24 protein-coding genes are annotated in these 26,425 nt (G+C 70.4%); 7 read left to right on the top strand and 17 right to left on the bottom strand.

The annotated features are described in order from the left end of the window. Positions 1-91: 91 nt before the first annotated feature. From K3U93_RS09845 to K3U93_RS09830, 4 genes are read right to left on the bottom strand one after another with little or no spacing between them, the layout of a single operon-like run. Positions 92-2,920 carry an aminotransferase class I/II-fold pyridoxal phosphate-dependent enzyme gene (locus tag K3U93_RS09845; RefSeq protein WP_083010833.1) on the bottom strand — a complete coding sequence of 943 codons (2,829 nt, stop codon included), beginning with the start codon at positions 2,918-2,920 and terminating at the stop codon, positions 92-94. A gap of 27 nt (positions 2,921-2,947) precedes the next feature. Further along, a complete protein-coding gene (nusB, locus tag K3U93_RS09840; protein WP_083010832.1) occupies positions 2,948-3,433 on the bottom strand; it encodes a transcription antitermination factor NusB in 486 nt (161 codons plus the stop codon). A 2-nt stretch (positions 3,434-3,435) separates the two neighbouring features. Further along, on the bottom strand, positions 3,436-3,999 hold the full coding sequence (gene efp / locus K3U93_RS09835) for an elongation factor P (protein ID WP_071512844.1): 564 nt from the start codon (positions 3,997-3,999) through the stop codon (positions 3,436-3,438). A 14-nt stretch (positions 4,000-4,013) separates the two neighbouring features. Beyond that, positions 4,014-5,147 carry a M24 family metallopeptidase gene (locus K3U93_RS09830; RefSeq protein ID WP_083010831.1) on the bottom strand — a complete coding sequence of 378 codons (1,134 nt, stop codon included), beginning with the start codon at positions 5,145-5,147 and terminating at the stop codon, positions 4,014-4,016. Positions 5,148-5,180: 33 nt separating this feature from the next. Here K3U93_RS09830 and K3U93_RS09825 point away from each other — a divergent pair, with 33 nt between their 5' ends. Next, entirely contained in the window at positions 5,181-5,879 is a 699-nt protein-coding gene (locus K3U93_RS09825; RefSeq protein ID WP_176219985.1) for a B-4DMT family transporter, read from the top strand. 8 nt (positions 5,880-5,887) lie between these two features. On the opposite strand, the gene aroQ is transcribed toward K3U93_RS09825, so the two are convergent. From aroQ to K3U93_RS09780, 10 genes are all read right to left on the bottom strand, one after another. Continuing rightward, on the bottom strand, positions 5,888-6,322 hold the full coding sequence (aroQ, locus tag K3U93_RS09820) for a type II 3-dehydroquinate dehydratase (RefSeq protein ID WP_071512842.1): 435 nt from the start codon (positions 6,320-6,322) through the stop codon (positions 5,888-5,890). Then, complete coding sequence (aroB, locus tag K3U93_RS09815; RefSeq protein ID WP_083010830.1) at positions 6,319-7,416, bottom strand: 3-dehydroquinate synthase; 1,098 nt, start codon at positions 7,414-7,416, stop codon at positions 6,319-6,321. Before aroB ends, aroQ begins: the two co-directional genes overlap by 4 nt. Beyond that, a complete protein-coding gene (locus K3U93_RS09810) occupies positions 7,413-7,958 on the bottom strand; it encodes a shikimate kinase (RefSeq protein ID WP_083010829.1) in 546 nt (181 codons plus the stop codon). Before K3U93_RS09810 ends, aroB begins: the two co-directional genes overlap by 4 nt. After that, complete coding sequence (gene aroC / locus K3U93_RS09805) at positions 7,958-9,163, bottom strand: chorismate synthase (protein ID WP_083010828.1); 1,206 nt, start codon at positions 9,161-9,163, stop codon at positions 7,958-7,960. Before aroC ends, K3U93_RS09810 begins: the two co-directional genes overlap by 1 nt. 100 nt (positions 9,164-9,263) lie before the next feature. Then, positions 9,264-9,680, bottom strand: a complete 417-nt coding sequence (locus K3U93_RS09800) for a prepilin peptidase (protein WP_083010827.1) — start codon at positions 9,678-9,680, stop codon at positions 9,264-9,266. A gap of 10 nt (positions 9,681-9,690) precedes the next feature. Continuing rightward, on the bottom strand, positions 9,691-10,488 hold the full coding sequence (locus K3U93_RS09795) for a shikimate dehydrogenase (RefSeq protein ID WP_230981664.1): 798 nt from the start codon (positions 10,486-10,488) through the stop codon (positions 9,691-9,693). Further along, complete coding sequence (locus K3U93_RS24825) at positions 10,475-11,722, bottom strand: endolytic transglycosylase MltG (RefSeq protein WP_230981625.1); 1,248 nt, start codon at positions 11,720-11,722, stop codon at positions 10,475-10,477. Before K3U93_RS24825 ends, K3U93_RS09795 begins: the two co-directional genes overlap by 14 nt. Then, entirely contained in the window at positions 11,715-12,236 is a 522-nt protein-coding gene (gene ruvX / locus K3U93_RS09790) for a Holliday junction resolvase RuvX (protein WP_083010825.1), read from the bottom strand. The genes K3U93_RS24825 and ruvX overlap by 8 nt, the downstream gene beginning before the upstream one ends. Next, positions 12,237-14,933 carry an alanine--tRNA ligase gene (gene alaS / locus K3U93_RS09785; protein WP_083010824.1) on the bottom strand — a complete coding sequence of 899 codons (2,697 nt, stop codon included), beginning with the start codon at positions 14,931-14,933 and terminating at the stop codon, positions 12,237-12,239. A gap of 128 nt (positions 14,934-15,061) precedes the next feature. Further along, a complete protein-coding gene (locus tag K3U93_RS09780) occupies positions 15,062-15,451 on the bottom strand; it encodes a secondary thiamine-phosphate synthase enzyme YjbQ (RefSeq protein WP_176219989.1) in 390 nt (129 codons plus the stop codon). Between the two features lie 197 nt (positions 15,452-15,648). Here K3U93_RS09780 and K3U93_RS09775 point away from each other — a divergent pair, with 197 nt between their 5' ends. Further along, entirely contained in the window at positions 15,649-16,272 is a 624-nt protein-coding gene (locus K3U93_RS09775) for a hypothetical protein (protein ID WP_071512833.1), read from the top strand. A 113-nt stretch (positions 16,273-16,385) separates the two neighbouring features. Here the strand turns inward: K3U93_RS09775 and K3U93_RS09770 are convergent, their stop codons facing one another. Then, the gene (locus K3U93_RS09770; RefSeq protein WP_083010823.1) at positions 16,386-17,729 is read right to left on the bottom strand and encodes a replication-associated recombination protein A; all 1,344 of its coding nucleotides are present in this window, start codon (positions 17,727-17,729) and stop codon (positions 16,386-16,388) included. A gap of 139 nt (positions 17,730-17,868) precedes the next feature. On the opposite strand from K3U93_RS09770, the gene K3U93_RS09765 reads away from it, so the two are divergent. The 5 genes from K3U93_RS09765 (at position 17,869) to K3U93_RS09745 (ending at position 25,803) form a co-directional block, all read left to right on the top strand. After that, the gene (locus tag K3U93_RS09765) at positions 17,869-18,927 is read left to right on the top strand and encodes a DUF2189 domain-containing protein (RefSeq protein WP_220688605.1); all 1,059 of its coding nucleotides are present in this window, start codon (positions 17,869-17,871) and stop codon (positions 18,925-18,927) included. A gap of 99 nt (positions 18,928-19,026) precedes the next feature. After that, the gene (locus K3U93_RS09760; protein ID WP_083013013.1) at positions 19,027-22,368 is read left to right on the top strand and encodes a transglutaminase family protein; all 3,342 of its coding nucleotides are present in this window, start codon (positions 19,027-19,029) and stop codon (positions 22,366-22,368) included. Beyond that, a complete protein-coding gene (locus tag K3U93_RS09755; protein ID WP_083013015.1) occupies positions 22,368-25,028 on the top strand; it encodes a circularly permuted type 2 ATP-grasp protein in 2,661 nt (886 codons plus the stop codon). The genes K3U93_RS09760 and K3U93_RS09755 overlap by 1 nt, the downstream gene beginning before the upstream one ends. A 140-nt stretch (positions 25,029-25,168) precedes the next feature. After that, positions 25,169-25,414, top strand: a complete 246-nt coding sequence (locus K3U93_RS09750) for a type II toxin-antitoxin system Phd/YefM family antitoxin (RefSeq protein ID WP_071508812.1) — start codon at positions 25,169-25,171, stop codon at positions 25,412-25,414. Further along, complete coding sequence (locus K3U93_RS09745) at positions 25,411-25,803, top strand: type II toxin-antitoxin system VapC family toxin (RefSeq protein WP_083013017.1); 393 nt, start codon at positions 25,411-25,413, stop codon at positions 25,801-25,803. Before K3U93_RS09750 ends, K3U93_RS09745 begins: the two co-directional genes overlap by 4 nt. A gap of 46 nt (positions 25,804-25,849) precedes the next feature. On the opposite strand, the gene K3U93_RS09740 is transcribed toward K3U93_RS09745, so the two are convergent. Continuing rightward, entirely contained in the window at positions 25,850-26,152 is a 303-nt protein-coding gene (locus K3U93_RS09740) for a toxin (protein ID WP_083013019.1), read from the bottom strand. Then, a complete protein-coding gene (locus tag K3U93_RS09735) occupies positions 26,149-26,376 on the bottom strand; it encodes a ribbon-helix-helix domain-containing protein (RefSeq protein ID WP_083013021.1) in 228 nt (75 codons plus the stop codon). Before K3U93_RS09735 ends, K3U93_RS09740 begins: the two co-directional genes overlap by 4 nt. Between the last annotated feature and the right edge of the window lie 49 nt (positions 26,377-26,425).

The following is a 26,425-nucleotide window of genomic DNA, read 5'->3' as shown; positions in this document are numbered from 1 at the left end:
GCAGTCTATTGACGGCCCTTTGGGGTGAATATGCGGTAATTGGCGCCACGGCAGCACAATTCGACGCCGGGAAGCCGGGAAACCGGAGGCGTCAGGCCTCTTCGGGAACCACGACGCGGTCGCCATTCAAAGCCGATGCGTCCGACGGCAGCTCGAAGAGCGGGAACGCCGAACCGACCGCGGCCATCGCCGCGTTCCGCTGGGCCTCCATCCGGGCCAGCGCCTCCGCGGTGAACACCGACAGCCCGAGTTCGGGGTTGTAGCCGTGGATTTCCTTCACGTCGAGCTGGGCGAGGAAATAGACGATCTCCTTGGAGACCACCTGACCCGGGACCAGCACCGGGAAGCCGGGCGGGTAGGGCACCACGAACGTGGTGGACACCAGCGTCTTGCCCTCGGCCAGCCGCCGCCCGGCCCTGCCGATCAACACGTGCTCGCGGTCCGACTCCTCGTATCCGGCGTAGAAGGCCGCCCGCATGTCGCCGAACTTGCAGGCGTCGACGGGACGGAAGGCGATGTCGAACTCGCTGAAATCGGGCAGGTGCGGCAGGTCCTCGGTGATCTCCTCGACCCGGCGCTGCTGCAGGGCGCGGTCGTCCTTGCCGCCCGCGCTCTGGCTGCGATCGAAGTCGGTGGCGACCCGCCGCAGCACGTCGAGCAGGTAGTGCACGCTCGACCAGGTGACCCCGATGGTGAAGATCAGCAGCACGCTGTTGATCGACGTCTTGTTGATCTGGATGCCGAACCGTTCCATCAGGATCTTCTCGCGGAAGTCGTACCCGTTCATCCCGGTCTTGCCGACGAACAGCGTGACCCGCGTCGCGTCCAGCACGAACTGGTCGGATCGCCACGCCTCGTTCCACTCGGCCAGCGCGCCCTGCCTGACCTGCCGGTACGAGCTGACCGACGACGCCCGGAACTCGTCGGGCACCAGGTCGGACTCGTCGAGGATGCGGAACCACTTGCTGATCAGCCGGTCCTTGCGCACCCGGTGCCGGAAGACCAGCGCCATGTTGTAGACGTTGCGGACCAGCTCGAAGCCCTCGATGTCGACCTGCCGGCGCGCGAGGTCCAACGACGCGAGCAGCTGCTGGTTGGGCGACGTGGAGGTGTGGGTCAGGAACGCCTCGGCGAACGAGTCACGGGTCAGCGCGTTGAAATCCTGGTCGCGGACGTGGATCATCGACGCCTGCCGCAGCGCCGACAGCGACTTGTGCGTGGAGTGCGTCGCGTACACCCGCACGCGGGCGCGGGCGGGGTCGGGAAGCAGCCGGCGATCGAGCCACCCGGACCGGTCGACCGCTTCCATCTCTGTGGCCCAATCCCGGTATTTCGCGGCGTATTCCGGGGACGCCAGCATCTGCTCAAGGCGCTCGGCGGCCACCATCGCGGTCCGCTGCCGCGCCCACGGCACCGCCGTCGCGAACGCGTACCACGCCTCGTCCCACAAAAAGCAGATGTCCGGCTTGATCGCCAGCACCTCCTCCATCACGTGGCGGGGGTTGTAGACGACGCCGTCGAAGGTGCAGTTGGTGAGCAGCAGCATGCGCACCCGGTGCAGCTGCCCGGCCGCCTCCAGGTCCAGCAGCGCCTTCTTGATGGTGTGCAGTGACACCGCCCCGTAGATCGCGTACTCGGTCAGCGGGTAGGCGTCCAGATACAGCGGGTAGGCCCCGGCGAGCACCAGGCCGTAGTGATGCGACTTGTGGCAGTTGCGGTCGATGAGCACGATGTCGCCCGGGCGGGTCAGGGCCTGCACGACGATCTTGTTGGCGGTCGAGGTTCCGTTGGTGACGAAGTAGGTGTGATTGGCGTTCCAGGTCACGGCCGCCTTGTTCATCGCCGCCCTGATGTTGCCGTGCGGGTCCAGCAGCGAGTCCAGCCCGCCGGAGGTGGTCGACGTCTCGGCCATGAAGATGTTGCGGCCGTAGAACTCGCCCATGTCCTGCAGCGACTTGGAGTTGAAGATGCTGGCGCCCCGCGCGACGGGAAGCGCGTGGAATTGGCCGACCGGTGCCGACGCGTAGGCCCGCAGGGCGTCGAAAAACGGTGTGGCGTAACGGTTTCGCAAGCCCGCGAGCACCGTGCTGTTCAGGTCGGTGACGTCGTTGAGTCGGTAGAACGTGCGATCGTAGACGTCGGGTTCGTCCTCGGTCTCCGCGGCGATCGACTCGTCGGTGAGCAGATAGAGGTCGATGTGCGGCCGCAGCTCCCTGATCCATTCGGCGCACTCGACCCAGTCCTGGGTGCCGTCCGCCACCACGTCGTCCCCGGCGCTGCCCAGCAGCGTGTTCATCAACGGCACCCGGTCGTGGGATCGCAGCGGCAGGTCGTGGCGGATGATCGCCGCCTGGATCTCGCCGTTCAGCGCGACCGCGGTGATGGCGTCCTCGATGCTCCCCACCACGAGCAGCTCGTACTGCACCTCGGCGGACGGGTTGCGCAGCGCCCGCAGGCACTCGGCCAGGCTGTCGGGGGCCGTCGCCGGGGCGTCGTCGGCGAGCAGCACCGTGTAGAACTGCTGCTGTTTGGCCTGCGCGACCAGCTCCTGCTCGGCCAGGGGCGCGGACGTGTCGAACAGCCCCGCGCGGTCGCCGTATTCGGAGAGCAGGCGCACGGCCAGCGACACCTCCTCGGCGAGCCGCACCGTGGAAAGCGCGTCGAGGTGGGCGCGGAACGTCGCCAGGTTTCCCGCGCCCGGGTACAGCCAGTACCGCTCGTAGGCGCCGAGCCGGTCCATCAGCCGTCGCACCCGCGCGATGTCGTGGGCCTTGTCAAGCCCGGCCAGGTCCACCTCGGCGAGGTGACGGCAGGCGTCGTCGAGCAGGTTCCAGGTGTCCAGGCGCGTGTACGACGGGTTGGCGACCGCCGCCAGCGCGGACACACGGAGCCGTCGCGGCCGGGCGCTGTCTCGATTCATGTCGTCACCTGTTCCTGCGGGTAGCCGCTATTGTGCCCGCTGCTCGCGGACCGCCTGGGCGGCCGCCCGGATCTGCGGCGTCACCAGCATGACCTGGCCCAGCACCCCGTTGACGAAGCCCGGCGAGTCGTCGGTGGACAGCTCCTTGGCCAGCTGCACGGCCTCGTCGACGGCGACCGGCTCCGGCACGTCGTCGGCGTAGAGCAGCTCCCAGACCGCGACCCGCAGGACGGCCCGGTCCACGGCGGGCAGCCGGTCCAGCGTCCAGCCCTGCAGATGCGCGCCGATCAGGTCGTCGATGTGGGCGGCGTGCTCGCCGACGCCTCGGGCCGCCGCGGCCGTGTACGGGTGCAGCGGCGCGACGTCCGGGTTGGCTTCGGCCAGCGTGGTACGGGCGTCGACCACCTCGGCCGGGCTCATGCCGCGGGCCTCGGCCTCGAACAACAGGTCCACCGCGCGCTTGCGGGCCTGATGGCGTCCCTTGACCGGTTTGCCCGGCTTTCCGTCAGGCATCCTCAGGCATTAACCCGGCCCAGATAGCTGCCGTCACGCGAGTCCACCTTCAGCTTGTCGCCGGTGTTGATGAACAGCGGCACGTTGATCTGCGCGCCGGTCTCCAGGGTGGCCGGCTTGGTGCCGGCGCTGGACCGGTCGCCCTGCAGACCCGGCTCGGTGTGGGTGACCTCCAGTTCCACGGTCACCGGCAGCTCGAGGTACAGCGGCGCCCCGTTGTGGAACGCCACCTGCACCGGCAGGCCCTCCAGCAGGAACCGGGCCGCGTCGCCGACCAGCGACTCCGGCAGCGGGTGCTGCTCGTAGTCCTGGCTGTCCATGAACACGAAGTCCGAGCCGTCGCGGTACAGGTAGGTGGTGTCGCGCCGGTCGACGGTGGCGGTCTCCACCTTGACCCCGGCGTTGTACGTCTTGTCGACAACCTTGCCCGACAGCACGTTCTTCAGCTTGGTGCGCACGAAGGCCGGGCCCTTGCCGGGCTTGACGTGCTGGAACTCGGTGATCGTCCACAGCTGTCCGTCGATTACCAGGACAAGTCCGTTCTTGAAGTCGGCAGTGGTTGCCACGGTCGGTCTATCTCCTACAGGATGGCCAGTTCCTTGGGGAACCGGGTCAGCAATTCCGGGGCGTGCCCGGTGGTTTCTGAGCTCTTGCCAGGCACGACGAGCGTGTCCTCGATGCGGACACCGCCGCGGCCGGGTAAGTAGACGCCGGGCTCCACGGTCACCACGGAGCCCGCAAGCAGTGTACCGGCGGACGTCGCGCCGATTCCCGGCGCTTCGTGGATCTGCAGGCCCACGCCGTGCCCCAAACCGTGGCCGAACTGCTCGCCGTAGCCGGCGTCGACGATCAGCTTGCGCGCCGCGGCGTCGACGTCGCGCAGGGCGGCGCCCGCCCGCAACGCCTCCCGGCCGGCCCGCTGCGCCTCGGCGACCAGCCGATAGATCTCCAGCTGCCAGTCGGCGGCCTTACCGGCCTTGCCCAGCACGAAAGTGCGGGTCATGTCGGAGTGATAGCCGGCGACCAGCGCGCCGAAGTCGATCTTGACGAAATCGCCGGCCGCCAGGACCGCGCCGGTCGGGCGGTGGTGCGGGATCGCCGAATTCGGCCCGGCGGCCACGATCGTCTCGAACGAGACCGCGTCGGCGCCGTGGTCGAGCATCAGGACCTCCAGCTCGCGGCTCACCTCGCGCTCGGTGCGCCCGGGCCGCAGGCCGCCGCGCGCCACCAGATCGGTCAGCGCGGCGTCGGCCGCCTCGCAGGCCAGCCGCAGCAGCGCCACCTCGCCGGCGTCCTTGACCTCGCGCAGCGCCTCGACGGTCCCGGCGGCCCGCACCAGCTCGGTGGCCGCCTTTCGCTCGTCGAGCTCGCCGGTGAGCGCGTCGAAGCCGTCGACGGTGACCACGTTGCTTTCGAAGCCCAGCTTGCCCACGCCGGCGTCGGCGGCCCGGCCCACCAGGTAGCGCCCGAGGGCCCGCTCGATGGCGATCTCGAGGTCGGGTGCCTGCTCCGCGGCCTGGGTGCGGTACCGGCCGTCGGTGGCCAGCACCGCGCCTCGATCGTTCGAGTCGTCGGCAAACACCAGCAACGCGCCGTTCGACCCGCTGAAACCCGACAGATAACGTACGTTGATCAGGTCCGTGACCAGCATCGCGTCCAGCCCGCTGGCACCCATTTGCGCTTTCAGATTGTCTCGACGCTGGGAATGTGTCACGACCCTTGACGGTACTCGCTACGCTGAGCACCCATGAGGAACTGGATGCTGCGCGGACTGGTGTTCGCCGCGGTCATGGTCATCGTCCGCTTGTTCCAGGGGGCGCTGATCAATGCGTGGCAGACGCAGGCCGGGCTGTTCAGCATTGTGCTGCTGCTCCTGTTCGTGATCGGCGTCGCCGTGTGGGGCGTTCTCGACGGCCGGGCCGACGCGGTCGCCAACCCGGATCCGGATCGCCGCCAGGACCTCGCGATGGTCTGGTTGCTGGCCGGCCTGGTGGCGGGGGTTGTCAGCGGCGCCGTCTCCTGGCTCATCGCGCTGGTGTACTCGGGCCTGTACACCGGCGGCCTGATCAACGAGCTGACGACCTTCGCGGCCTTCACCGCGCTCATCGTTTTCCTGCCCGGGATCATCGGAGTGACCGGAGGCCGCTGGCGGGTGGACCGCAATCCCCCGCCCCGGCGGGAAGGCGGGCCGGACGAGGAACGCGTCGACACCGACGTCTTCTCCGCCGTGCGCGCCGACGAGGCTCCGACCGGCGAGATACCGCCGCAGGCGGCCGACGCCCAGACCGAGCGACAGGCGTCGGCGGTGGCGACGGTCGAGCGGGAGGCCGAACCCGAGGCCGAACCCCAGCCCGAACCCGAAGCGCGCACCGAAGCGATCCCGACGGCCGACGACGACGCGAAAACCGAGGTGATCCGCACGGACACCGACCCGAAACGGGATTAGCCCTAGGATTAGCTCTTAGCCGGCTCGGCCAGGTAGCGCAGGGCAAGCAGGTAACCCTCGATTCCCAGCCCGACGATCACTCCCGTCGCGACCGGGCTGATGTAGGAGTGGCGCCGAAACTCCTCGCGCGCATGCACGTTGGAGATGTGCACCTCGATCAGCGGCGCGCTCAGCTCGGCGCACGCGTCGCGCAGCGCGACCGAGGTGTGGGTGAGGCCCCCGGCGTTGAGGATCACCGGCTGTGCGGCGTCGGCGGCCGAATGGATCCAGTCCAGCAGTTGGGCTTCGTTATCGCTTTGCCGCACAACGGCTTTCAGGCCCAGCGCGGCGGCTTCGCGCTCGATGAGCGCGGCCAGCTGCTCGTGCGTCGTGTCGCCGTACACGTCGGGCTCACGCCGGCCCAGCCGGCCCAGGTTCGGGCCGTTGATCACGTGCACGGTCATGAGGCCTCCAGCCCCGCTAGCCCGTCATAGGCCGCCGCCAGTAGCGACGGGTCCGGTCCCGTCAACCGGCCCGGCTTGGCCAGCCCGTCGAGGACCACGAACCGCAGCACGCCGGCGCGGGTCTTCTTGTCCCCGGCCATGTATTCCAGCAGCTGCGGCAGCGCGTCGGCGTCGTAGCCGACCGGCAGGCCGAGCGAGGTCAGGATGGTGCGGTGGCGCGCCGCGGTGGCGTCGTCGAGCCGGCCGGCGAGCCTGGCCAGCTCCGCGGCGAACACCAGGCCCACCGACACCGCGGCGCCGTGCCGCCACCGGTAGCGCTCCCGGCGCTCGATCGCGTGCGCCAAAGTGTGTCCGTAGTTGAGGATTTCGCGCAGCTCCGACTCCTTCTCGTCGGCGGCGACGACCTCCGCCTTGACGGCGATCGCGCGCCGGATCAGCTCCGGCAGCGCGTCGCCCGCCGGGTCCAGCGCCGCCCGCGGGTCGGCCTCGATGAGGTCCAGGATCACCGGGTCGGCGATGAACCCCGCCTTGACCACCTCGGCCATCCCGGCGACGAGTTCGTTGCGCGGCAACGTTTTCAGCGCCGCCAGGTCGACCAGGACCGCGAGCGGCTGATGGAACGCGCCGACCAGGTTCTTGCCCGCCTCGGTGTTGATGCCGGTCTTGCCGCCGACGGCCGCGTCGACCATGCCGAGCAGCGTGGTGGGCACGTGCACGATGTCAACGCCGCGCAGCCAGGTGGCCGCCGCGAAGCCGGCGACGTCGGTGGCCGCGCCGCCGCCGAGGCTGACCAGGGCGTCCTTGCGGCCGATCCCGATGCGGCCCAACACTTCCCAGATGAATCCCACGACGGGCAGGTCCTTGCCGGCCTCGGCGTCCGGGATCTCGATGCGGTGTGCGTCTATCCCCTTGTCGGCCAAGCGGTTTCGGATCTCCTCGGCCGTTTCGGCCAGCACCGGTTGATGCAGGATCGCGACCCGGTGCCGGCCGGACAGCAGTTCGTCCAACTCGCCCAGCAGGCCGGTGCCGATCACCACCGGGTACGGCGGCTCGACGGCCACCCGCACGGTGACCGGTGTGCCGGTGCCGGTCATGTGGCCGCCTGGCTCGGACTGGGTGCCTGCAGCCGCTCGGCCTCCAAGCGAGAAAGAATGTGGCGGACCACCGCCCCGGGATTGCGGCGGTTGGTGTCGACCCGGATGGTCGCGACGCGCCGGTAGAGCGGGGTCCGTTCCGCCGCCAGGGCTTTGAATTTCGCCGCGCGGTCTCCCCCGGCCAGCAGCGGTCGCACGGTGCTGCCGCCGGTGCGCCGGACGCCTTCGGCGGCGCCGATCTCCAGGTAGACGACCGTGTGTCCGGCGAGCGCCTCGCGCACCCCCGGGCTGGTGACGGCTCCGCCGCCGAGCGACACGACGCCGTCGTGGTCGGCCAGCGCGGCGCGCACCACGTCCTCCTCGATGCGGCGGAACTCCGCCTCCCCGTCGGTGGCGAAGATGTCGGCGATGGTGCGGCCGGTCCGCTGCTCGATCGCCGCGTCGGTGTCGAGCAGGCCGACCCCGAGCGCCCTGGCCAGCCGCCGCCCGATGGTGGACTTGCCGGAGCCCGGCAGCCCGACGAGCACCGCCCTGGGCGCCATCACGCGGTACCCCGCGCGGCCGGGGATTCCCGGTCGGCGACCGCGCGCCGGTACGCCTCGGCGTTGCGGCGGGTCTCGGCCAGCGAGTCGCCGCCGAACTTCTGCAGCGCCGCGCGGGCCAGCACCAGCGCCACCATGGTCTCGACCACGACCCCGGCGGCCGGCACCGCGCACACGTCGGAGCGCTGGTGGATGGCGACGGCCTCGTCGCCGGTGGCCATGTCGACGGTGGCCAGCGCCCGCGGCACGGTCGAGATGGGCTTCATCGCGGCCCGCACCCGCAGCGGCTGGCCGTTCGTCATGCCGCCTTCCAGCCCACCGGCGCGGTTGGTCGAGCGGACGACGCCGTCGGGCCCGGGGTACATCTCGTCGTGGGCGCGGCTGCCGCGGCGGCGCGCGGTCTCGAAGCCGTCGCCGATCTCGACGCCCTTGATCGCCTGGATGCCCATGACGGCGGCGGCCAGCTGGCCGTCCAGCCGGTTGTCGCCGCTGGTGAACGATCCGAGTCCGACGGGCAGGCCCACCGCCACGACCTCGACCACGCCGCCGAGGGTGTCGCCGTCCTTCTTGGCCGCCTCGATCTCGGCGATCATGGACTTCTCGGCGGCCTTGTCGAATGCGCGGACCGGGCTGGCGTCGATGGCGGGCAGGTCCTCGGCCCGCGGCGGCGGGCCGCCGTAGGGCGCCGACGGGCCGATCGCGATGACGTGGGAGAGCACCTCGACGCCCAGCGCCTGACGCAGGAACGCCCGCGCGACGGTCCCAGCCGCCACCCGGGCCGCGGTCTCGCGCGCGCTGGCCCGCTCCAGCACCGGGCGGGCGTCGTCGAAGCCGTACTTGAGCATGCCCGCGTAGTCGGCGTGGCCGGGCCGCGGCCGGGTGAGCGGGGCGTTGCGGGCTGAATTTTCCAGGTCGGCGGGGTCGACCGGGTCGGCGGCCATCACGGTTTCCCACTTGGGCCATTCGGTGTTGCCTATCTCGATGGCGATGGGCCCGCCCAGCGTGACGCCGTGGCGTATGCCGGACAGCACGGTCACCGCGTCGCGCTCGAACGCCATCCGCGCGCCGCGACCGTAGCCGAGGCGCCGGCGGGCCAGCTGGTCGGCGATGTCGGTCGACGTGACCTCCACGCCGGCGACCATGCCGTCGACCACGGCCACCAACGCGCGGCCGTGCGACTCCCCGGCGGTGATCCAGCTCAACACCCGACCATCTTCCCACGCCGCGGCCGATGCCCGTTCACGCCGTTGACTCTGCGCCCACCAGGCAAAACTACGAGTAGAGACCCTGGTGGACGCAGAGTCATCAACGCAGGAGTGGGAGCAAGACCAGCCCGGTGGCCAGGCACATCGACGGGCCGTGCGGCACGGTGCGCATGCCGCGCCGCCCGGCGACCGCGCCGCAGAGCGCGGTCAGCAGCGGCGCGCCCAGCGCCGCCAGGAACCACACCCCGGCGCCGAAGCAGCCGGCGAGCCCGCCCAGGCCGATCGCCAGCTTGACGTCGCCGGCGCCCATGCCCGCCGGGGCCGCCAGGTGCACCAGCAGATACGTCCCGGCCAGCGCCGCCGCCCCCGCCAGCGCGGGCAACCCGCGGCCGGCCAAGCCGGCGGCCAGCAGGATCGCACCGGCCCCGGGCAGCGTCAACCAGTTGGGCAGCCGGCGTTGCCGGATGTCGTAGCCGCTCAGCGCCCCCATCCACAGCAGCACCGCCCCCGCCAGCATGCCCGGCAGGCTAACGCAGCGCGGCCGCCATCGCCGCTCGCGGCGCGGGCAACCCGGTGAACTGCTCCACCTGCGCGAACGCCTGATGCAGCAGCATCTGCAGGCCGCCGATCACCCGGCCGCCGGCGGCGGCCACCGCGTCGGCCAGCGGCGTGGGCCACGGGTCGTAGACGGCGTCCAGCAGCACCGGCACCCCCGCGAGCGTCTTGGCATACCGCGCCGCCACGTCCGCCGGCAGCGTGTTGACCAGCACCGCCGCGCCCGTCACCGCGTTCGCCAACGCATCGCTGTCCAGGTCGCAGAACCGCGTCGCCACGCCGAGTCGCGCGCCCAGGTCCACCAGCCGGGCCGCCTTCTGCGCGTCCCGCGCCACGACGGTGATGCCGGTGACGCCGAGCCCGGCCAGGCCCACGACGGCCGCCGGCGCGGTGCCGCCCGATCCACAGACCAGCGCCCGTCCCGAGACCGGGCCCAGTGCGCCAGCTACGCCGTCGACGTCGGTGTTGTCGGCACGCCAGCCGGCCGGCGTGCGCACCAGGGTGTTGGCCGACCCGACCAGCGCCGCGCGCTCGGTGCGCTCGTCGGCGAAGCGCAGGGCGGCGAACTTGCCCGGCGCCGTCACCGACACGCCGACCCACTCCGGCCCCAAGCCCGAAACGACCGTCGGCAGCTCCTCGGCGCCGCACTCGATGCGCTCGTAGGTCCAGTCGTGCAGGCCCAGCGCCCGGTACGCGGCCAGGTGGAGTTCCGGCGACCGGGAATGGGCTATCGGGGAGCCCAGCACCCCGGCCTTTCTAGCGCGCTGAATCGAGGACACCGTTGCGCTTAGCCAGCTCGATATTGGCCAAATGCTGTTGATAATCCTTGGTGAACAGCGTCGTGCCCTGGGCGTCGATGGTGACGAAGTACAGCCAGTCACCCGGCTGGGGATGCTCGGCCGCGCGCAGCGCATCGACGCCGGGCGAACAGATCGCCGTGGCGGGCAGGCCCTGGGACACGTAGGTGTTCCACGGGGTCCGCTGGGCGCGGTCGGCGTCGGTGGTGGCCACCTCGCGGCGGTCCAGCGGATAGTTCACGGTCGAGTCGAATTCCAGCGTGTGGTGGGCGTGCAGGCGGTTGTAGATGACTTGCGCCACCTTCGGGAAGTCCTGCGAGTCGGCCTCCTGCTGCACCAGCGACCCCACCACCAGGATGTCGTACGGCGACAACCCCATGGCCTGGGCGGAGTCCAGCAGGCCGGACTTCATGTACTCCACGGCGCCGGCGCTGATCAGGCTCGTCAGGATGCTTTCGGCCGACGCCGCGGGATCGACGTTGAAGGTCCCCGGCGCGATCAGGCCCTCGATCCGGCGATGATCCTTGCCCAGCTCGGTGACCGGCTCGACGGCCCACGGCGGCACCGCCAACACCGCGGGGCTGCTGTTGGTCGCGGCCGCGCGCAGGTCGTCCGCCGACACGCAGTGCCGGTTGCCGTCGAGATCCACACAGGTGGCAACGGAGATCAGGGTGAAGATGCCGGGATTGACCTTGTTGGTCTTCATGTCGGTGGTGTCGTCGAGCTGACGACCCTCCGGGATGACCAGCCGCCCCACCCGGTTGTTGGGGTCGGCCAGCCGCGCGACGGCGTTGGCCGCCGGGATCTCGGTGCGCAGGCGGTAGAAGCCGGGCTGGATCGAGTTGATCGCGCTGTTGCCGTGGGCGGCGTTGACGAACGCCCGCACCGTCTTGACCACCTGCTGGCTCTGCAGCGTCTCCCCGACCATGGTGGTCGAGTCGCCGGCCTGGACCTGGATCACGACGTCGCGCTTGCCGGCGCCGGTGTAGTCGTCGCCGGACCCGAACACCGTGTGCCAGAGCTTGGCGCCGGCGAAGACGGCGGCCACCACGACCACGACGATGAGCGCGAACGCGATTCTGCCCGCGTGGCGGCGCCGCCGTTTGCTCTGTTCGGCGCGTCGACGCGCGGCCCGGTCGACGCGGCTCATCCTGCGCCGCGGCGACCCGACCGCCTCGGGTTCGGCGCGCCGTGTGCTGTCAACCATCGGTGGCCCCTTTGGCACCCTCGGCGCGGCGCTGGTCGAGCCAGCTCTGCAGGATCGCCACGGCCGCAGCCTGGTCGATCACCGCCCGCTGGTCCTTGGCCCGCACCCCCGCCGCGCGCAGCGACCGCTGGGCGCTGACGGTGGTCAGCCGCTCGTCGGCGAGCCGCACCGGCGTGGGGGCGATGCGCGTGGCGAGGGTTTCGGCCAGCCCTATCGCGTCTTGCGCAGACGGCCCGATGCGATCGGCCAGGGTCCGCGGCAGCCCGACGATCACCTCGACCGCCTCAAGCTCGGCGGCCAGCTCCGCCAGCCGGCCCACGTGCCTGCCGGAACGGTCGCGGCGCACCGTTTCCACCGGGGTGGCCAGGATGCCGTCCGGGTCGCTGACGGCCACCCCGATGCGCACGCTACCCACGTCGACGCCGAGGCTTCTCCCGCGCCGGGGCCCCTGCCCCGGCTGATCCTGGTCAGGGTCGCCGGGCCGGTCGGGTAGCCGGTGCTGTGCGGAAACCACTCAACCGGCCCGCGCTATCACGGCGATCGCGGAGCGTACCGCGTCGAGCGCCGCGTCGATGCCGGCCGGATTCTTCCCCGAGCCCTGCGCCAGGTCGGCCTTGCCGCCGCCCCGGCCGTCGACGGCCACGGCGAAGTGCTTGACCAGGTCGTCGGCGCGGAGGCCGAGATCCTGGGCGGCCGCGTTGACGGCGACCGCGTACGGCACGGTGTCGCCCCCCGAGACGAGGGCCACCACGCCGGGATCGCCGCCCAGCTTGCCGCGAATGTCGCCGACCAGGGAGCGCAAATCGGCCGCCGTCATCCCGTCCGCCATCCGCTGCGCCACCACACGCACGTTACCGATGCGCTGCGCGCCGGCCGCGGCGTCGGTCGCGGCGGCCCGGGCGCCCGCCAGCCGGGCGCGCTCGAGTTCCTTCTCGGCCGCCCTGAGCCGCTCCACCAGGTTGGCCACCCGGGCGGGCACCTCCTCGGACGGCACCTTCAGCGACGACGCCAGCCCCGCCATCAGCGCGCGCTCCTTGGCCAGGTGCCGGAACGAGTCCAGCCCGACGTAGGCCTCCACCCGGCGCACCCCGGAGCCGATCGACGACTCGCCCAGGATGGTCACCGGCCCGATCTGCGCCGAGTTGTGCACGTGCGTTCCACCGCACAGCTCCAGCGAGAACGGCCCGCCGATCTCCACCACCCGCACCTCGTCGGGATAGGCCTCGCCGAAGAGCGCCATCGCCCCCATCGCCTTGGCCTTCTCCAGCCGCTCGGTGAACGTGTGCACCTCGAAGTCGGCCTGCACGGCCTCGTTGGTGACCTCCTCGATCTGGGTGCGCTGGGTGTCCGATAGCGGCCCCTGCCAGTTAAAGTCGAACCGCAGGTAGCCGGGCCGGTTCAGCGAGCCCGCCTGAACGGCGTTGGGCCCCAACACTTGTCGCAGCGCGGCATGCACCATGTGGGTGCCCGAGTGCCCCTGGGTGGCGCCCTTGCGCCAGCCCGGGTCCACCGCCGCAACGACGGTGTCGCCCTCCACGAATTCCCCGGACTCCACGTTAACCCGGTGCACGTACAGGGTTTTGGCGATCTTCTGCACGTCGGTGACGGCCGCGCGGGCGCTCTCGTTGGCGCCGGTGCCGCTGATGGTGCCCTCGTCGGCGATCTGCCCACCCGACTCGGCGTAGAGCGGGGTGCGGTCCAGCACCAGCTCGACCCGGTCCGCGCCCTCAGTGCCGTGGGCGACCACCGGCACCCGCTTGCCGTCGACGAAGATGCCCAGAACCTTTGCCTCCGAGGCTAATTCGTCGAATCCGGTGAATTCGGTGGGTCCGGCATCGACCAGCTCGCGGTAGGCGCTCAGGTCGGCGTGCGCGTGCTTGCGCGCGGCGGCGTCGGCCTTGGCGCGGCGGCGCTGCTCGGCCATCAGTTCGCGGAAGCCGATCTCGTCGACCTGCAGGCCGGCCTCCGACGCCATCTCCAAGGTGAGGTCGATCGGGAAGCCGTAGGTGTCGTGCAGGGTGAAGGCGTCGGAACCGGAAATCGCCCCGGCGCCCGCCGCCTTGGTGGCCCCGGCGACCTCCTCGAACAGCCTCGAACCCGACGCCAGCGTGCGATTGAACGCGGTCTCCTCGGCGACGGCGATGCGCCTGATCCGGTCGAAATCGGCGACGAGTTCGGGATACGACGGGCCCATCGCGTCGCGCACGGTGGCCATCAGGTCACCGACGATGGGGCCCTCGATACCCAGCAGCTTGGCCGAGCGGATCACCCGGCGCAGCAACCGGCGCAGCACGTACCCACGTCCCTCGTTGCCGGGGCTGACGCCGTCGCCGATCAGGATCGCCGCGGTGCGGCTGTGGTCGGCGATGATGCGGTAACGCACGTCGTCCTCGTGGTTCCCGACGTCATAGGGGCGTGGGCCGCGGGCGGCGACAAGGTCGATGACCGGGCGCAGCAGGTCGGTCTCGTAGACGTTGTGCACGCCCTGCAGCACGAACGCCACCCGCTCGACGCCCATGCCGGTGTCAATGTTCTTGCGGGGCAACGGCCCGAGGATCTCAAAGTCGGTCTTGCCGGTGCCCTCGCCGCGTTCGCTCTGCATGAACACCAGGTTCCACAGCTCGACGTAGCGGTCCTCGTTGGCGATCGGGCCGCCGCCCACACCGAATTCCGGGCCGCGGTCGTAGTAGATCTCCGACGACGGGCCGCACGGCCCGGGGATGCCCATCGACCAGAAGTTGTCTTCCATGCCGCGGCGCTGGATCCGCTCCGCCGGCAGCCCGGCGATCTCCTGCCACAGCCTGAAGGCCTCGTCGTCGTCGAAATACACTGTGGCCCAAAGCCTTTCAGGGTCAAGGCCGTATCCGCCGTCGTCGATGCCGTCGGTCAGCAGGCTCCAGGCCAGTTCGATGGCCTCGCGCTTGAAGTAGTCGCCGAACGAGAAGTTGCCGGCCATCTGGAAGAAGGTGTTGTGCCGGGTGGTGATGCCCACCTCGTCGATGTCGGGTGTGCGGATGCACTTCTGGATGCTGGTGGCCGTCGCGTACGGCGGCGTGCGCGCGCCCAGGAAGAACGGCACGAACTGGACCATGCCGGCGTTGACGAAGAGCAGGTTGGGGTCGTCGAGGATCACCGACGCGCTCGGCACCTCGGTGTGGCCCGCCTTCACGAAATGATCGAGGAATCGCTTCCTGATCTCGTGTGTCTGCACTCTCGTCCGCTTCTTCCTGTTGCTTGGGCGTTGGTTCCCAGCCTAATTCCCCGGGTTATTGGAAGGCTGTCTAACGACGCTCGTCGACCGCACACAGTACCTGCCCGGCGCGGTCCCTCACCGTGTCGCTAACCCTCCAAAAAGCTCAACCGCACCGACCGCCGCGGGTTGTCCCGGTTGAGGTCGACCAGCACGATGCTTTGCCAGGTGCCCAGCTGCGGGTCGCCGCTGGCGACCGGCACCGTCACCGACGGCGCGACGATCGCCGGCAGCACGTGGTCGGCGCCGTGGCCCTCGGAGCCGTGCGCGTGCCGGTAACGGTCGTCGCGCGGCAACAGCCGTTCCAACGTGTCGACCAGGTCGTCGTCGGAGCCGGCGCCGGTCTCGATGATCGCCACCCCGGCCGTCGCATGCGGGACGAACACGTTGCACAGACCGTCGCCATAGCTGAAGCAGAACCGGCGCACCGCATCGGTGAGATCGACGATGCGGCAACGGCTGGTGTCCACATCCAGCACATCGGTATGCACCCGAACAAGCCTACGGCGGGGCCTCGGGACGTGTCAGTGACCGGCCAATCGTTTGTGAGCGCGGCCACAGAACTCCCCCGAAAGCCGTTGCCAGCGGTAACCGGCAGGAGGAAGGTATCTGGTGGGACCGGTGGCGTTACCGGGACCCAACGAGATACAAGCCCCGACACGGGAGGGGGTCAATCGTGTACGCACGCTCCACCACCATCCAGGCGCAACCCTTGTCGATCGACATCGGCATTGCGCACGTTCGCGACGTCGTCATGCCCGCCCTGCAAGAGATGAACGGGTGCGTCGGGTTGTCGCTGTTGGTGGACCGCCAGTCCGGCAGATGCATCGCCACCAGCGCCTGGCAGACCATGGAAGCGATGCGCGCCAGCGCCGAACGGGTGGCGCCCGTCCGCGACCGCGCGGCGTTGATGTTCGACGGCAGCGCGCGGGTCGAGGAATGGGACATCGCTTTACTGCACCGCGACCACCACTCGCGGGACGGGGCCTGCGTGCGGGCCACCTGGCTCAAGGTGGTGCCGGACCAGCTCAGCGGATCGCTGGACTTCTACCGCACGTCCGTGCTTCCGGAAATGGAACAGCTCGACGGGTTCTGCAGCGCCAGCCTGATGGTCGACCACCCCGCGTGCCGGCGGGCGGTGTCCTGCTCGACGTTCGACAGCATCGACGCCATGGCCCGAAACCGCGACCGGGCGACCGAGCTGCGCAGCAGGCGCGTCCGGGAGCTGGGCGCCGAGGTGGTCGACGTGGCCGAGTTCGAGCTGGCGATCGCCCACCTGAGGGTGCCCGAGCTGGTCTGAGCCCGGGTCACGCCGGCTTCTCGCCGAGCGTCACGTCAGCGTGGCAGTGGCCGCCGAATGCCACGCCAGCGTGACGCTCGGCGGCCTCGTCGGTGAAAGTTGCGCGGCGCCGTTCACCGTTTCCCGCGGATGATCGCGCGCAGCCGGTCCAGCCGGCCGGCCATCTCGCGTTCACCGCCGCGGCCGGCCGGCCGATAGTAGTCCACGCCCACCAGCTCGTCGGGCGGATATTGTTGGGCGGCAACGCCATCCGGGGCGTCGTGGGAATACTTGTAGCCCTGGGCGTTGCCCAGCGCCGCCGCACCCGAGTAGTGCCCGTCGCGCAGATGGGGCGGCACCAGGCCCGCCTTGCCCGCCTTGATGTCGTCCATCGCGGCGGCCAGCGCGGTGGTGACGGCATTCGACTTCGGCGCGGCGGCCAGGTGGATGGTGGCGTGCGCCAGCGTCAGCTGCGCCTCGGGCATGCCGATCAGCTGCACGGTCTGCGCGGCGGCGACCGCGGTCTGCAGCGCGGTCGGATCGGCCATGCCGATGTCCTCGCTGGCCAGGATCAGCAGCCGGCGCGCGACGAACCGTGGATCCTCACCGGCGACGAGCATCCGGGCCAGGTAGTGCAGCGCGGCGTCGACGTCGGAACCGCGCACCGACTTGATGAAGGCGCTGATGACGTCGTAGTGCTGGTCGCCGTCGCGGTCGTAGCGCACCGCGGCCTCGTCCAGGGACCGCTCGACGGTCTCGACGGTCACCGCCTCGTTGGCCTCGGCCGCCACCTCCAGCGCTGTCAGCGCCCGGCGGGCGTCGCCGGCCGCCAATCGCACCAGCAGGTCGACGGCCTCGGGCGCCACGGTGACCCGCCCGCCCAGGCCGCGGGGATCGTCGATGGCGCGCCGCACGACGGCGCGGATGTCGTCGGAGGTCAGCGGCCGCAGCTGCAGGATCAGCGACCGCGACAGCAGCGGCGCCACCACGGAGAACGACGGGTTCTCGGTGGTGGCCGCCACCAGCAACACCACCCGGTTCTCCACGGCGGAGAGCAGGGCGTCCTGCTGGGTCTTGGAGAAGCGGTGCACCTCGTCGATGAACAGCACGGTCTGCTCGCCGGAGAGGAGCGCCCTGCGCGCCCCTTCTATAACGGCCCGAACGTCCTTGACGCCGGCCGACAGCGCCGACAGCGCCTCGAATCGCCGGCCGGTCGTCTGCGAGATCAGCGCGGCCAGCGTCGTCTTTCCGCTGCCCGGCGGGCCGTACAGGATGACCGACGCCACGCCCGAGCCCTCGACCAGCCGCCGCAGCGGCGATCCCGGCGCCAACAAGTGGTCCTGCCCGACCACCTCGTCCAGCGATGCCGGACGCATCCGGACCGCCAGCGGTGTACCGGCCGACGCGCCCAGGTCGGGATTGGTGGTCTGCGGCGCGCCGGGGAGGTCAAACAGACCGTCGGACACGGCTTTAGGCATACCACGTCGGGGCGACGGGCGCGCCGACCGGCGGCAGGCGCAACCAATCCGCGCACTTGCGCCACATATTTGCTAAGTTCCGGTTTGCCAAGTATCCGTGCGCGTGCCCATCGAGTTGAATCAAACAGCTAGGACGCCAATGAGCCAGCCTCCCGAGTATCCAGGCAGCCCGGCCGACCCCCGCGGGGGGAACGAGAACCCTCCGGGCTACCCGCCACCGCCCGGTTACGGCGCACCGCCCCCGCCCCCGGGCTATGGCCCACCACCCGGCCCACCACCCGGCCCGCCCCCCGGCTACGGCCCTCCGCCGCCCGGGTACGGTGCACCGCCCGGCCCTCCCCCCGGCTATGGGCCGCCCCCCGGACCGCCGCCGGGCTACGGGCCGCCGCCCGGCCCCCCACCCGGCTATGGCCCGCCCCCCGGCTACCCGCCGCCGCCCGGCTACGGCGGCCAGCCCAAACCTGCGTTCAGCATCAGTGAGGCGTTCAGCTGGGCGTGGAACAAGTTCACGCAGAACCCCGCGACGTTAATCGTTTCCGCCTTCATCTACGCCGTGCTGCTCGGCCTGGCCTACGGGGCGAGCGCGCTGGGCGGCAGCATGGGCAGCACCACCACCACGACGAGCTCCGACGGCTTCACCAGCGCCACCGAGACGAGCATCAGCGCCGGTGGGTTGGCCGTCATGATCATCGGCTACGTTCTCGCCTACGCGATAGGAATATTCGCCCAATCCGCCTTCCTGTCCGGATGTCTCGACATCGCCGACGGCCGGCCGGTGACCATCGGTTCGTTCTTCAAGCCGCGCAACCTCGGCATGGTGATCCTCGCCGCGCTGCTGGTCAGCGTCCTCACCGCGATCGCCTCGATCGTGTGCTTCCTTCCCGGCCTCATCCTGGGCATCTTCGCCCAGTTCACCATCCCGTTCGTCATCGATCGTTCGCAGTCCGCCATCGGCGGGTTGAAGTCCAGCTTCTCGACCGTCTCGTCCAACTTCGGAAACGCTCTGCTGGCGTGGCTGGTACAAGCGGCGGCGATCATCGTCGGCGTACTGGCTTGCGGTGTGGGCCTGCTCGTCGGCGGACCCATCGCCGCGCTGATCCTGATCTACACCTACCGCAAGCTGTCCGGCGGTCAGGTCGTCGGGCTGGAGCGGTCCGGTTACCAACCGGGACCGCCGCCCGGCATCGCGCCGGCCTGAGCCCCGCGGGCCCGCAACGCCGAAACGGCGTTCGGGCGCCTGACGAAGGCCGAATTGCGCTGCGCTGCGGCCTTGTGGCGGGTGTGATGAGATCAGCGGGTGAGCATCAAAGTTGCGCTGGAGCACCGCACCAGCTACACCTTTGACCGGCCGGTCCGGGTGCATCCGCACGTCGTGCGGCTGCGCCCGGCGCCCCACTCGCGCACGCCCATCGAGGCCTATTCGCTGCGCGTCGAACCGAGCGACCACTTCATCAACTGGCAGCAGGACGCGGTGGGCAATTTCCTTGCCCGCCTGGTGTTTCCGAATCCCACGAACCGGCTGACCATCACCGTCGGGCTCATCGCCGACCTCAAGGTGATCAACCCGTTCGACTTCTTCATCGAGGACTGGGCCGAGGCGTGGCCCGCCACCGGGTTGGCCTACCCCAGGGCTTTGGCCGACGACCTCGAGCCGTACCTGCGGCCCGTCGACGAAGGCGGTGACGGCTCGGGTCCCGGCGAGCTCGTGCGGGCGTGGTTGCGTGACTTCACCGCGCCGGAGGGCGCTCGCACCATCGACTTCCTGGTCGCGCTCAACCGCGCGGTCAACGCCGACGTCGCCTACAGCGTGCGCATGGAACCCGGGGTCCAGACACCGGATTTCACGCTGCGCACCGGCGTCGGGTCGTGCCGGGACTCGGCGTGGCTGCTGGTGTCGATCCTGCGCCAGCTGGGCCTGGCCGCCCGGTTCGTGTCCGGCTACCTGGTGCAGCTGGCCTCCGACGTCGAGGCGCTCGACGGGCCGTCGGGACCCGCCGCCGACTTCACCGACCTGCACGCCTGGACCGAGGTGTACGTCCCCGGCGCGGGCTGGATCGGGCTGGACCCGACGTCCGGGCTGTTCGCCGGCGAGGGCCACATCCCGCTGGCGGCCACGCCGCACCCGGCGACCGCGGCGCCCATCAGCGGCGGCACCGAGCCCTGCGAATCGGTGCTGGAGTTCTCCAACACCGTCACCCGGGTCCACGAGGACCCGCGCGTCACGCTGCCCTACACCGACGAGGCGTGGCGGACGATCTGCGATGTCGGCCGGCGCGTGGACGAGCGGCTGGCCGCGGGCGACGTCCGGCTGACCGTCGGCGGGGAGCCGACGTTTGTGTCGGTGGGCATCCACCCGGACAAGTCGGCCGAGGAGTGGACGACGGCCGCCGACGGTCCGCACAAGCGGCGGCGCGCGTCCGATCTGGCCGCCCGCCTGAAGGCGGCGTGGGCCCCGCGGGGGCTGATCCAGCGCGGACAGGGCAGATGGTATCCGGGAGAACCGTTGCCGCGCTGGCAGATTGCGCTCTACTGGCGCACCGACGGCCGACCGCTGTGGACCGACGACACGCTGCTGGCCGACCCCTGGATCAACCCGCCGGACCCCGTCGGCGGCTGCGTTGACAAGGACGCCGGCTACCGGGTGCTCGCCGCGATTGCCGACGGCTTTGCGCTGCCGCCCTCGCAGGTCCGGCCGGCCTACGAGGATCCGCTGTCCCGGCTGGCGGCCAAAGTGCGCATGCCCCAGGGAAACCCGGTGTCATCGGATGACGATCTCACCGAGGACTCCCCCGCCGGCCGCGCCGCGCTGCTGGCGCGCCTCGACGAATCCACTTCGGCCCCAGCCGCTTTCGTGCTGCCGCTGCACCGCCGCGACGACGACCTCGGCTGGGCCAGCGCCAACTGGCGGCTGCGCCGCGGCCGCATCGTGTTGCTCGACGGGGACTCTCCCGCGGGCCTGCGGCTGCCGCTGGATTCGATCAGCTGGCGGCCGCCACGCGCGTCGTTCGACGTCGACCCCCTGACGGTGGGGGACGCGCTGCCGGCGGAGCCGGGCACCGCCGTGCTCGTGGACCCCGAGACCGCGCCGCCGACCGCGATGGTCGCCGAGGTCCGCGACGGGCTGCTGCACGTCTTCATGCCGCCCACCGAGGCGCTCGAGCACTTCGTCGACCTCATCGCCCGCGTCGAGGCCGCGGCGGCAAAGGTCCACTGCCCGGTGGTGATCGAGGGCTACGGCCCGCCGCCGGACCCGCGGCTGAGGTCGACGACGATCACCCCCGACCCGGGCGTCATCGAGGTCAACGTGGCGCCCACCGCCAGCTTCGCCGAGCAAGCGCAGCTGCTGGAAACGCTGTACGAACAGGCCCGGCTGGCCCGTCTTTCTACGGAGTCGTTCGACGTCGACGGCACGCACGGCGGCACCGGCGGCGGCAACCACATCACGCTCGGCGGCGTCACGCCCGCGGACTCGCCGCTGCTGCGCCGTCCCGACCTGCTGGTCTCGCTGCTGACGTACTGGCAGCGGCACCCGTCGTTGTCCTATGTGTTCGCCGGGCGATTCGTCGGCACCACGTCGCAGGCGCCGCGGGTCGACGAGGGCCGCGCCGACGCGCTGTACGAGCTCGAGATCGCGTTCGCCGAGATCGCGCGGCTGGGAGGCGGTGGGCCAAAAAACACCGCGCGACCGTGGGTGACCGACCGCGCGCTGCGGCACCTGCTCACCGACATCACCGGCAACACCCATCGCGCCGAGTTCTGCATCGACAAGCTCTACAGCCCCGACAGCCCCCGCGGCAGGCTCGGGCTGCTGGAGCTGCGCGGCTTCGAGATGCCGCCGCACCTGCGGATGGCGATGGTGCAGTCGCTGCTGGTGCGCTCGCTGGTGGCGTGGTTCTGGGACGAGCCGCTGCGCGCCCCGCTGATCCGGCACGGCGCCAACCTGCACGGCCGATACCTGTTGCCGCACTTCCTGATTCACGACATCGCCGACGTGGCCGCCGACCTGCGCGCACACGGCATCGCGTTCGAGACCAGCTGGCTGGACCCGTTCACCGAGTTCCGCTTCCCGCGCATCGGCACCGCGGTCTTCGACGGCGTGGAGATCGAGCTGCGCGGCGCGATCGAACCGTGGAACACCCTCGGCGAGGAGGCCACCGCCACCGGCACCGCCCGCTACGTCGACTCGTCGGTGGAACGCATCCAGGTCCGCATCATCGGCGCCGACCGCCACCGCTACGTGGTGACGGTCGACGGCTACCCGGTGCCGTTGCTGGCGACCGACAACCCCGACATCCACGTCGGCGGCGTGCGTTTCAAGGCGTGGCAGCCGCCCAGCGCGCTGCACCCGACCATCAGCACCGACGTCCCGCTGCGGTTCGAGCTGATCGACCTCACCACCGCAACGTCGCGCGGCGGCTGCACCTACCACGTCGCCCATCCCGGCGGCCGCGCCTACGACGAGCCACCGGTCAACGCCGTGGAGGCCGAGTCCCGCCGCGCCCGCCGCTTCGAGGCGACCGGCTTCACCCCGGGCAAGCTCGACCTGTCCGCCCTGCGGGAGCGACAGGCCCGGATCCTCACCGACGTCGGCGCGCCGGGCATCCTCGACCTGCGGCGCGTGCGTACCGTGCAGCAGTGATGGCATCCCCGAATTGGCACGCGACGGCGGTCACCGGCACTGCCGCCGACCGCTACGACGCCGACCGGCTGTTGGCCGGATACCGGGCCGCGCGCGCCCAGGAAGCGCTGTTCGACCTGCGCTCACCCGGTTCGAAAGGCCCGGGGGTCGGCTACGACGAATTCGTCGACCACGAGGGGAACGTGCGGCCGGCCTGGTCCGAGCTGGCCGACGCGGTCGCGGAGCGCGGCAGGGCCGGGCTGGACCGGTTGCGCTCGGTGGTGCACGGCCTCATCGACAACGACGGCATCACCTACACCGAGGTCGATTCCGGCCCGGACGGCCAGGGTTTGGAGCCGAGGCCCTGGAGCCTGGACACCCTGCCGATCGTCGTGTCGGCGGCCGACTGGGACCTGCTGGAGGCTGGGCTGGTGCAGCGGTCGCGACTCCTCGATGCCGTGCTGGCGGACCTGTACGGGCCGCGCAGCCTGCTCACCGAGGGCGTCCTGCCGCCGGAGCTGGTGTTCGCCCACCCCGGTTACGTGCGCGCCGCCAACGGCGTCGAAGTGCCCGGGCACCACCAGCTTTTCATGCACGCCTGTGACGTCAGCCGGCTGCCGGACGGCGGCTTTCAGGTCAACGCCGACTGGACGCAGGCGCCCTCGGGCGCCGGCTACGCGCTGGCCGACAGACGCGTTGTGGCGCACGCGATTCCGGACCTCTACGAGCGGATCGCGCCGCGACCGACGACGCCGTTCGCCCAGGCGTTGCGGCTGGCGCTGATCGACACCGCACCCGACGTCGCCCAGGACCCGGTGGTGGTGGTGCTCACCCCGGGCATCTACTCCGAGACCGCCTTCGACCAGGCGTATCTGGCGACCCTGCTGGGTTTCCCGCTGGTGGAAAGCGCCGACCTGGTGGTGCGCGACGGCAAGCTGTGGATGCGCTCGCTGGGCACGTTGAAACGCGTCGACGTGGTGCTGCGCCGCGTCGACGCGGACTACACCGACCCGCTGGACCTACGCGCCGATTCCCGGCTCGGCGTGGTCGGCTTGGTGGAGGCGCAACACCGCGGGACGGTGACCGTGGTCAACACGCTGGGCAGCGGCATCCTGGAAAGCCCTGGGCTGCTGCGCTTTTTGCCAGGGCTGGCCGAACGCTTGCTCGGGGAACCCGCGCTGCTGCACACCGCGCCGGTCTATTGGGGCGGCATCGCCAGCGAACGCTCGCACCTGCTGGCCAATCTCTCGTCGCTGTTGATCAAGTCCACCATCGGCGGGAAAACCCTTGTCGGACCCACACTTTCGTCCGAGCAGCTGGCTCGATTGGCCGCGCGAATCGAGAACACGCCGTGGCAGTGGGTCGGCCAGGAGCTGCCGCAATTCTCGTCGGCGCCCACCGACCATGCCGGCGTGCTGTCGTCGGCCGGCGTGGGCATGCGGTTGTTCACGGTTGCCCAGCGCAGCGGGTATGCGCCGATGATCGGCGGCATCGGCTACGTGCTGGCGCCCGGGCCCGCCGCATACACGCTGAAAACCGTTGCGGCAAAGGATGTCTGGGTTCGGCCAACGGCGCGGGCGCGGGCCGAGACGGTAACACTGCCGGCCGTGGAGCCACCGGCGAAGACCGCCGCGGGCACGTGGGGGGTCAGCTCGCCGCGGGTGCTGTCCGACCTGTTCTGGATGGGACGCTACGGCGAGCGCGCGGAGGGGACGGCCCGGTTGCTGCTCGTGGCCCGCGACCGCTTCCACGTCTACCGGCATCACCAGGACACCGAAGAAAGCGAGTGCGTGCCGGTGCTGATGGTCGCGCTGGGCCGAATTACCGGGACCGACACCGGCGACAGCGACCAGGCCGAGATGATTGCCGTCGCCCCGTCGACGCTCTGGTCGCTGACGGTGGACCCGGATCACTCGGGATCCCTTGCCCAGTCGGTGGACGGGCTGGCGCTGGCCGCCAGGGCGGTGCGCGACCAATTGTCCAACGACACCTGGATGGTGCTGGCCGGGGTGGAGCGTGCGCTTGCGCTCCAGTGCGACCCGCCGGACTCCCTCGCCGAAGCCGACGCCCTGCTCGCGTCGGCCCAGGCGCAGACGCTGGTCGGGATGCTGACGCTGTCGGGGGTGGCCGGCGAGTCGATGGTGCGTGATGTGGGCTGGACGGTGATGGACATCGGCAAACGCATCGAGCGTGGCCTGTGGCTGACGGCGTTGTTGCGGGCGACACTGACCACCGTTCGCGGCACCGCCGCCGAGCAAACGATCATCGAGGCAACGCTGGTGGCGTGTGAATCGTCGGTCATCTACCGTCGCCGCACCGTGGGCAAGGTCAGCGTCGCGGCCGTGACCGAGTTGATGCTCTTTGACGCGAAAAACCCGCGCTCGCTGCTGTATCAGCTGGAGCGGCTGCGCGCCGATCTCAAGGACCTGCCCAGCTCGTCGGGGTCGTCGCGTCCGGAGCGGTTGGTGGACGAGATCGGCACCCTGCTGCGCCGGTCGCATCCCGAGGAGCTGGAAGGGGTTTCCGCCGACGGGCACCGCGCCGAGCTGGCCGACCTGCTCGATGCGATCCACGCCGAGCTGCGCAGCCTGGCCGAGGCCATCACCGAGACGCAGTTGGCGCTGCCCGGCGGCATGCAGCCGCTGTGGGGTCCCGACGAGCGGCGGGTGATGCCCGCGTGACCCAGGCCTAGCCGCCCGGTGACCTCCTGGGAGGCATGAGGTTTGGACCCTGTAATACGTCCGTAGTGCGGTATTGCCGTGGCGGTCGACTGGAGCGAGGGGGCCGACTAGCAAGCCTAGGCTTGGGATAAACTAAGTCTATGACTAAGTCCGCTGCCATCAGGGTCGGCGTCCACGAGGCGAAGACCCGCATGTCGGAGCTGCTGCGGCTGGTCGACAGCGGGCAGGAGATCGAGATCGCCCGCGGCGGTGAACCCGTGGCCAAGCTGGTGCCGTTTCGCTCCCCAGAGATCCGCCGCTTGGGCATAGACCACGGCGTCTACGCCGTGCCCGACGATTTCGATGCACCGTTACCCGACGACGTCCTCCACAGCTTCTACCGGTGAAGCGCTACCTCGTCGACACCCATGTGTGGCTGTGGATGCAGTCCGACCCCGACCGGCTACGCGACGAAGCACGCGAAATCGTCCAGGACGCCCGCAACAGCGTTCTCCTCTCGGCCGCCAGCGCCTGGGAGATCGCGATCAAATACCGGCTCGGCAAACTCCCGTTGCCCGAAGCGCCGGCCTCCTACCTGCCCGATCGGATGCGCCGTTCCGGAACGTCTCCGCTGCCGGTCGACCACGCACACGCGCTGCGAACCGCCGAGCTTCCGGATCACCACCGGGATCCGTTCGACCGGCTCCTCATCGCCCAGGCGCAGCTGCTCGACCTGACGATCATGACGGCCGACGAACAGCTGTCTGCCTATGACGTCGCGGTCGTCGCGGCATGAATAGTCGAATTCCCCCGAACTTTAGTGCGGCGAGGATCGGCTGGGCTTAAGAGATAAGAGCAGTCACGATCGTCGTGGTCTCGCGCAGGGCCGCCGCGCCGACGGCACCAATCGGCTCGTCAAGCGCAGACAGTGGGAGCCACTGCACAAGTTCCGGCAAAAGCGTGCCTTCAGGCTGCCGAACCGCAACGACCATTGCCATCGCGTCGTCGGGCACGCGGCCGGGAATGAAAGGGCATGCGACCACGCGTCCGGTAGCGGCGGCGAGATGGATCGCGTTGGACAGGACGACAACGTACAGCTCGTGGTCGCTGCCGCGACGCGGGACGATGTCGCCCGGGCTGATCACAGGCCGGAGGATCGGTTCGCCCGATATACGTTCTGCGCGTACGCGTCGATGTCCAGCGCCGGAACGGTGCGGTTCGTGTAGTTGTGCAGGGCGATACGCAGATGCTCGTTGCGTAGAGCTTGTTCGATCATCTCCGAGCGATTCAACCCGGCGGACCTGGCGTTTGCGTCGGTTGCGGCGAGAATGTGCGCGTCGACCGTCACTGAAATCTTCCGCTTCGCCATACGAATATCGTACTGATCGTACTACCAACTGTCCCCCACCAGCCGTCGG

It is taken from the genome of Mycobacterium malmoense, from assembly GCF_019645855.1.
GTDB classification, from domain to species: domain Bacteria; phylum Actinomycetota; class Actinomycetes; order Mycobacteriales; family Mycobacteriaceae; genus Mycobacterium; species Mycobacterium malmoense.
This window is presented reverse-complemented; position numbering and strand designations above follow the sequence as displayed.

What these genes read in the sequence shown, in the direction of transcription:
- K3U93_RS09765 (WP_220688605.1), top strand. Translation starts at nt 17,869, where the DNA reads ATGAGCCAGCCTCCCGAGTATCCAGGCAGCCCGGCCGACCCCCGCGGG.
- K3U93_RS09770 (WP_083010823.1), bottom strand. Translation starts at nt 17,729, where the DNA reads ATGCCTAAAGCCGTGTCCGACGGTCTGTTTGACCTCCCCGGCGCGCCG.
- K3U93_RS09810 (WP_083010829.1), bottom strand. Translation starts at nt 7,958, where the DNA reads ATGGCGCCCAGGGCGGTGCTCGTCGGGCTGCCGGGCTCCGGCAAGTCC.
- aroQ (WP_071512842.1), bottom strand. Translation starts at nt 6,322, where the DNA reads ATGACCGTGCACGTGATCAACGGCCCGAACCTGGGCCGGCTGGGCCGG.
- aroB (WP_083010830.1), bottom strand. Translation starts at nt 7,416, where the DNA reads ATGACCGGCACCGGCACACCGGTCACCGTGCGGGTGGCCGTCGAGCCG.
- K3U93_RS09750 (WP_071508812.1), top strand. Translation starts at nt 25,169, where the DNA reads ATGACTAAGTCCGCTGCCATCAGGGTCGGCGTCCACGAGGCGAAGACC.
- K3U93_RS24825 (WP_230981625.1), bottom strand. Translation starts at nt 11,722, where the DNA reads ATGGTTGACAGCACACGGCGCGCCGAACCCGAGGCGGTCGGGTCGCCG.
- K3U93_RS09845 (WP_083010833.1), bottom strand. Translation starts at nt 2,920, where the DNA reads ATGAATCGAGACAGCGCCCGGCCGCGACGGCTCCGTGTGTCCGCGCTG.
- K3U93_RS09735 (WP_083013021.1), bottom strand. Translation starts at nt 26,376, where the DNA reads ATGGCGAAGCGGAAGATTTCAGTGACGGTCGACGCGCACATTCTCGCC.
- K3U93_RS09755 (WP_083013015.1), top strand. Translation starts at nt 22,368, where the DNA reads ATGGCATCCCCGAATTGGCACGCGACGGCGGTCACCGGCACTGCCGCC.
- K3U93_RS09800 (WP_083010827.1), bottom strand. Translation starts at nt 9,680, where the DNA reads ATGCTGGCGGGGGCGGTGCTGCTGTGGATGGGGGCGCTGAGCGGCTAC.
- nusB (WP_083010832.1), bottom strand. Translation starts at nt 3,433, where the DNA reads ATGCCTGACGGAAAGCCGGGCAAACCGGTCAAGGGACGCCATCAGGCC.
- K3U93_RS09825 (WP_176219985.1), top strand. Translation starts at nt 5,181, where the DNA reads ATGAGGAACTGGATGCTGCGCGGACTGGTGTTCGCCGCGGTCATGGTC.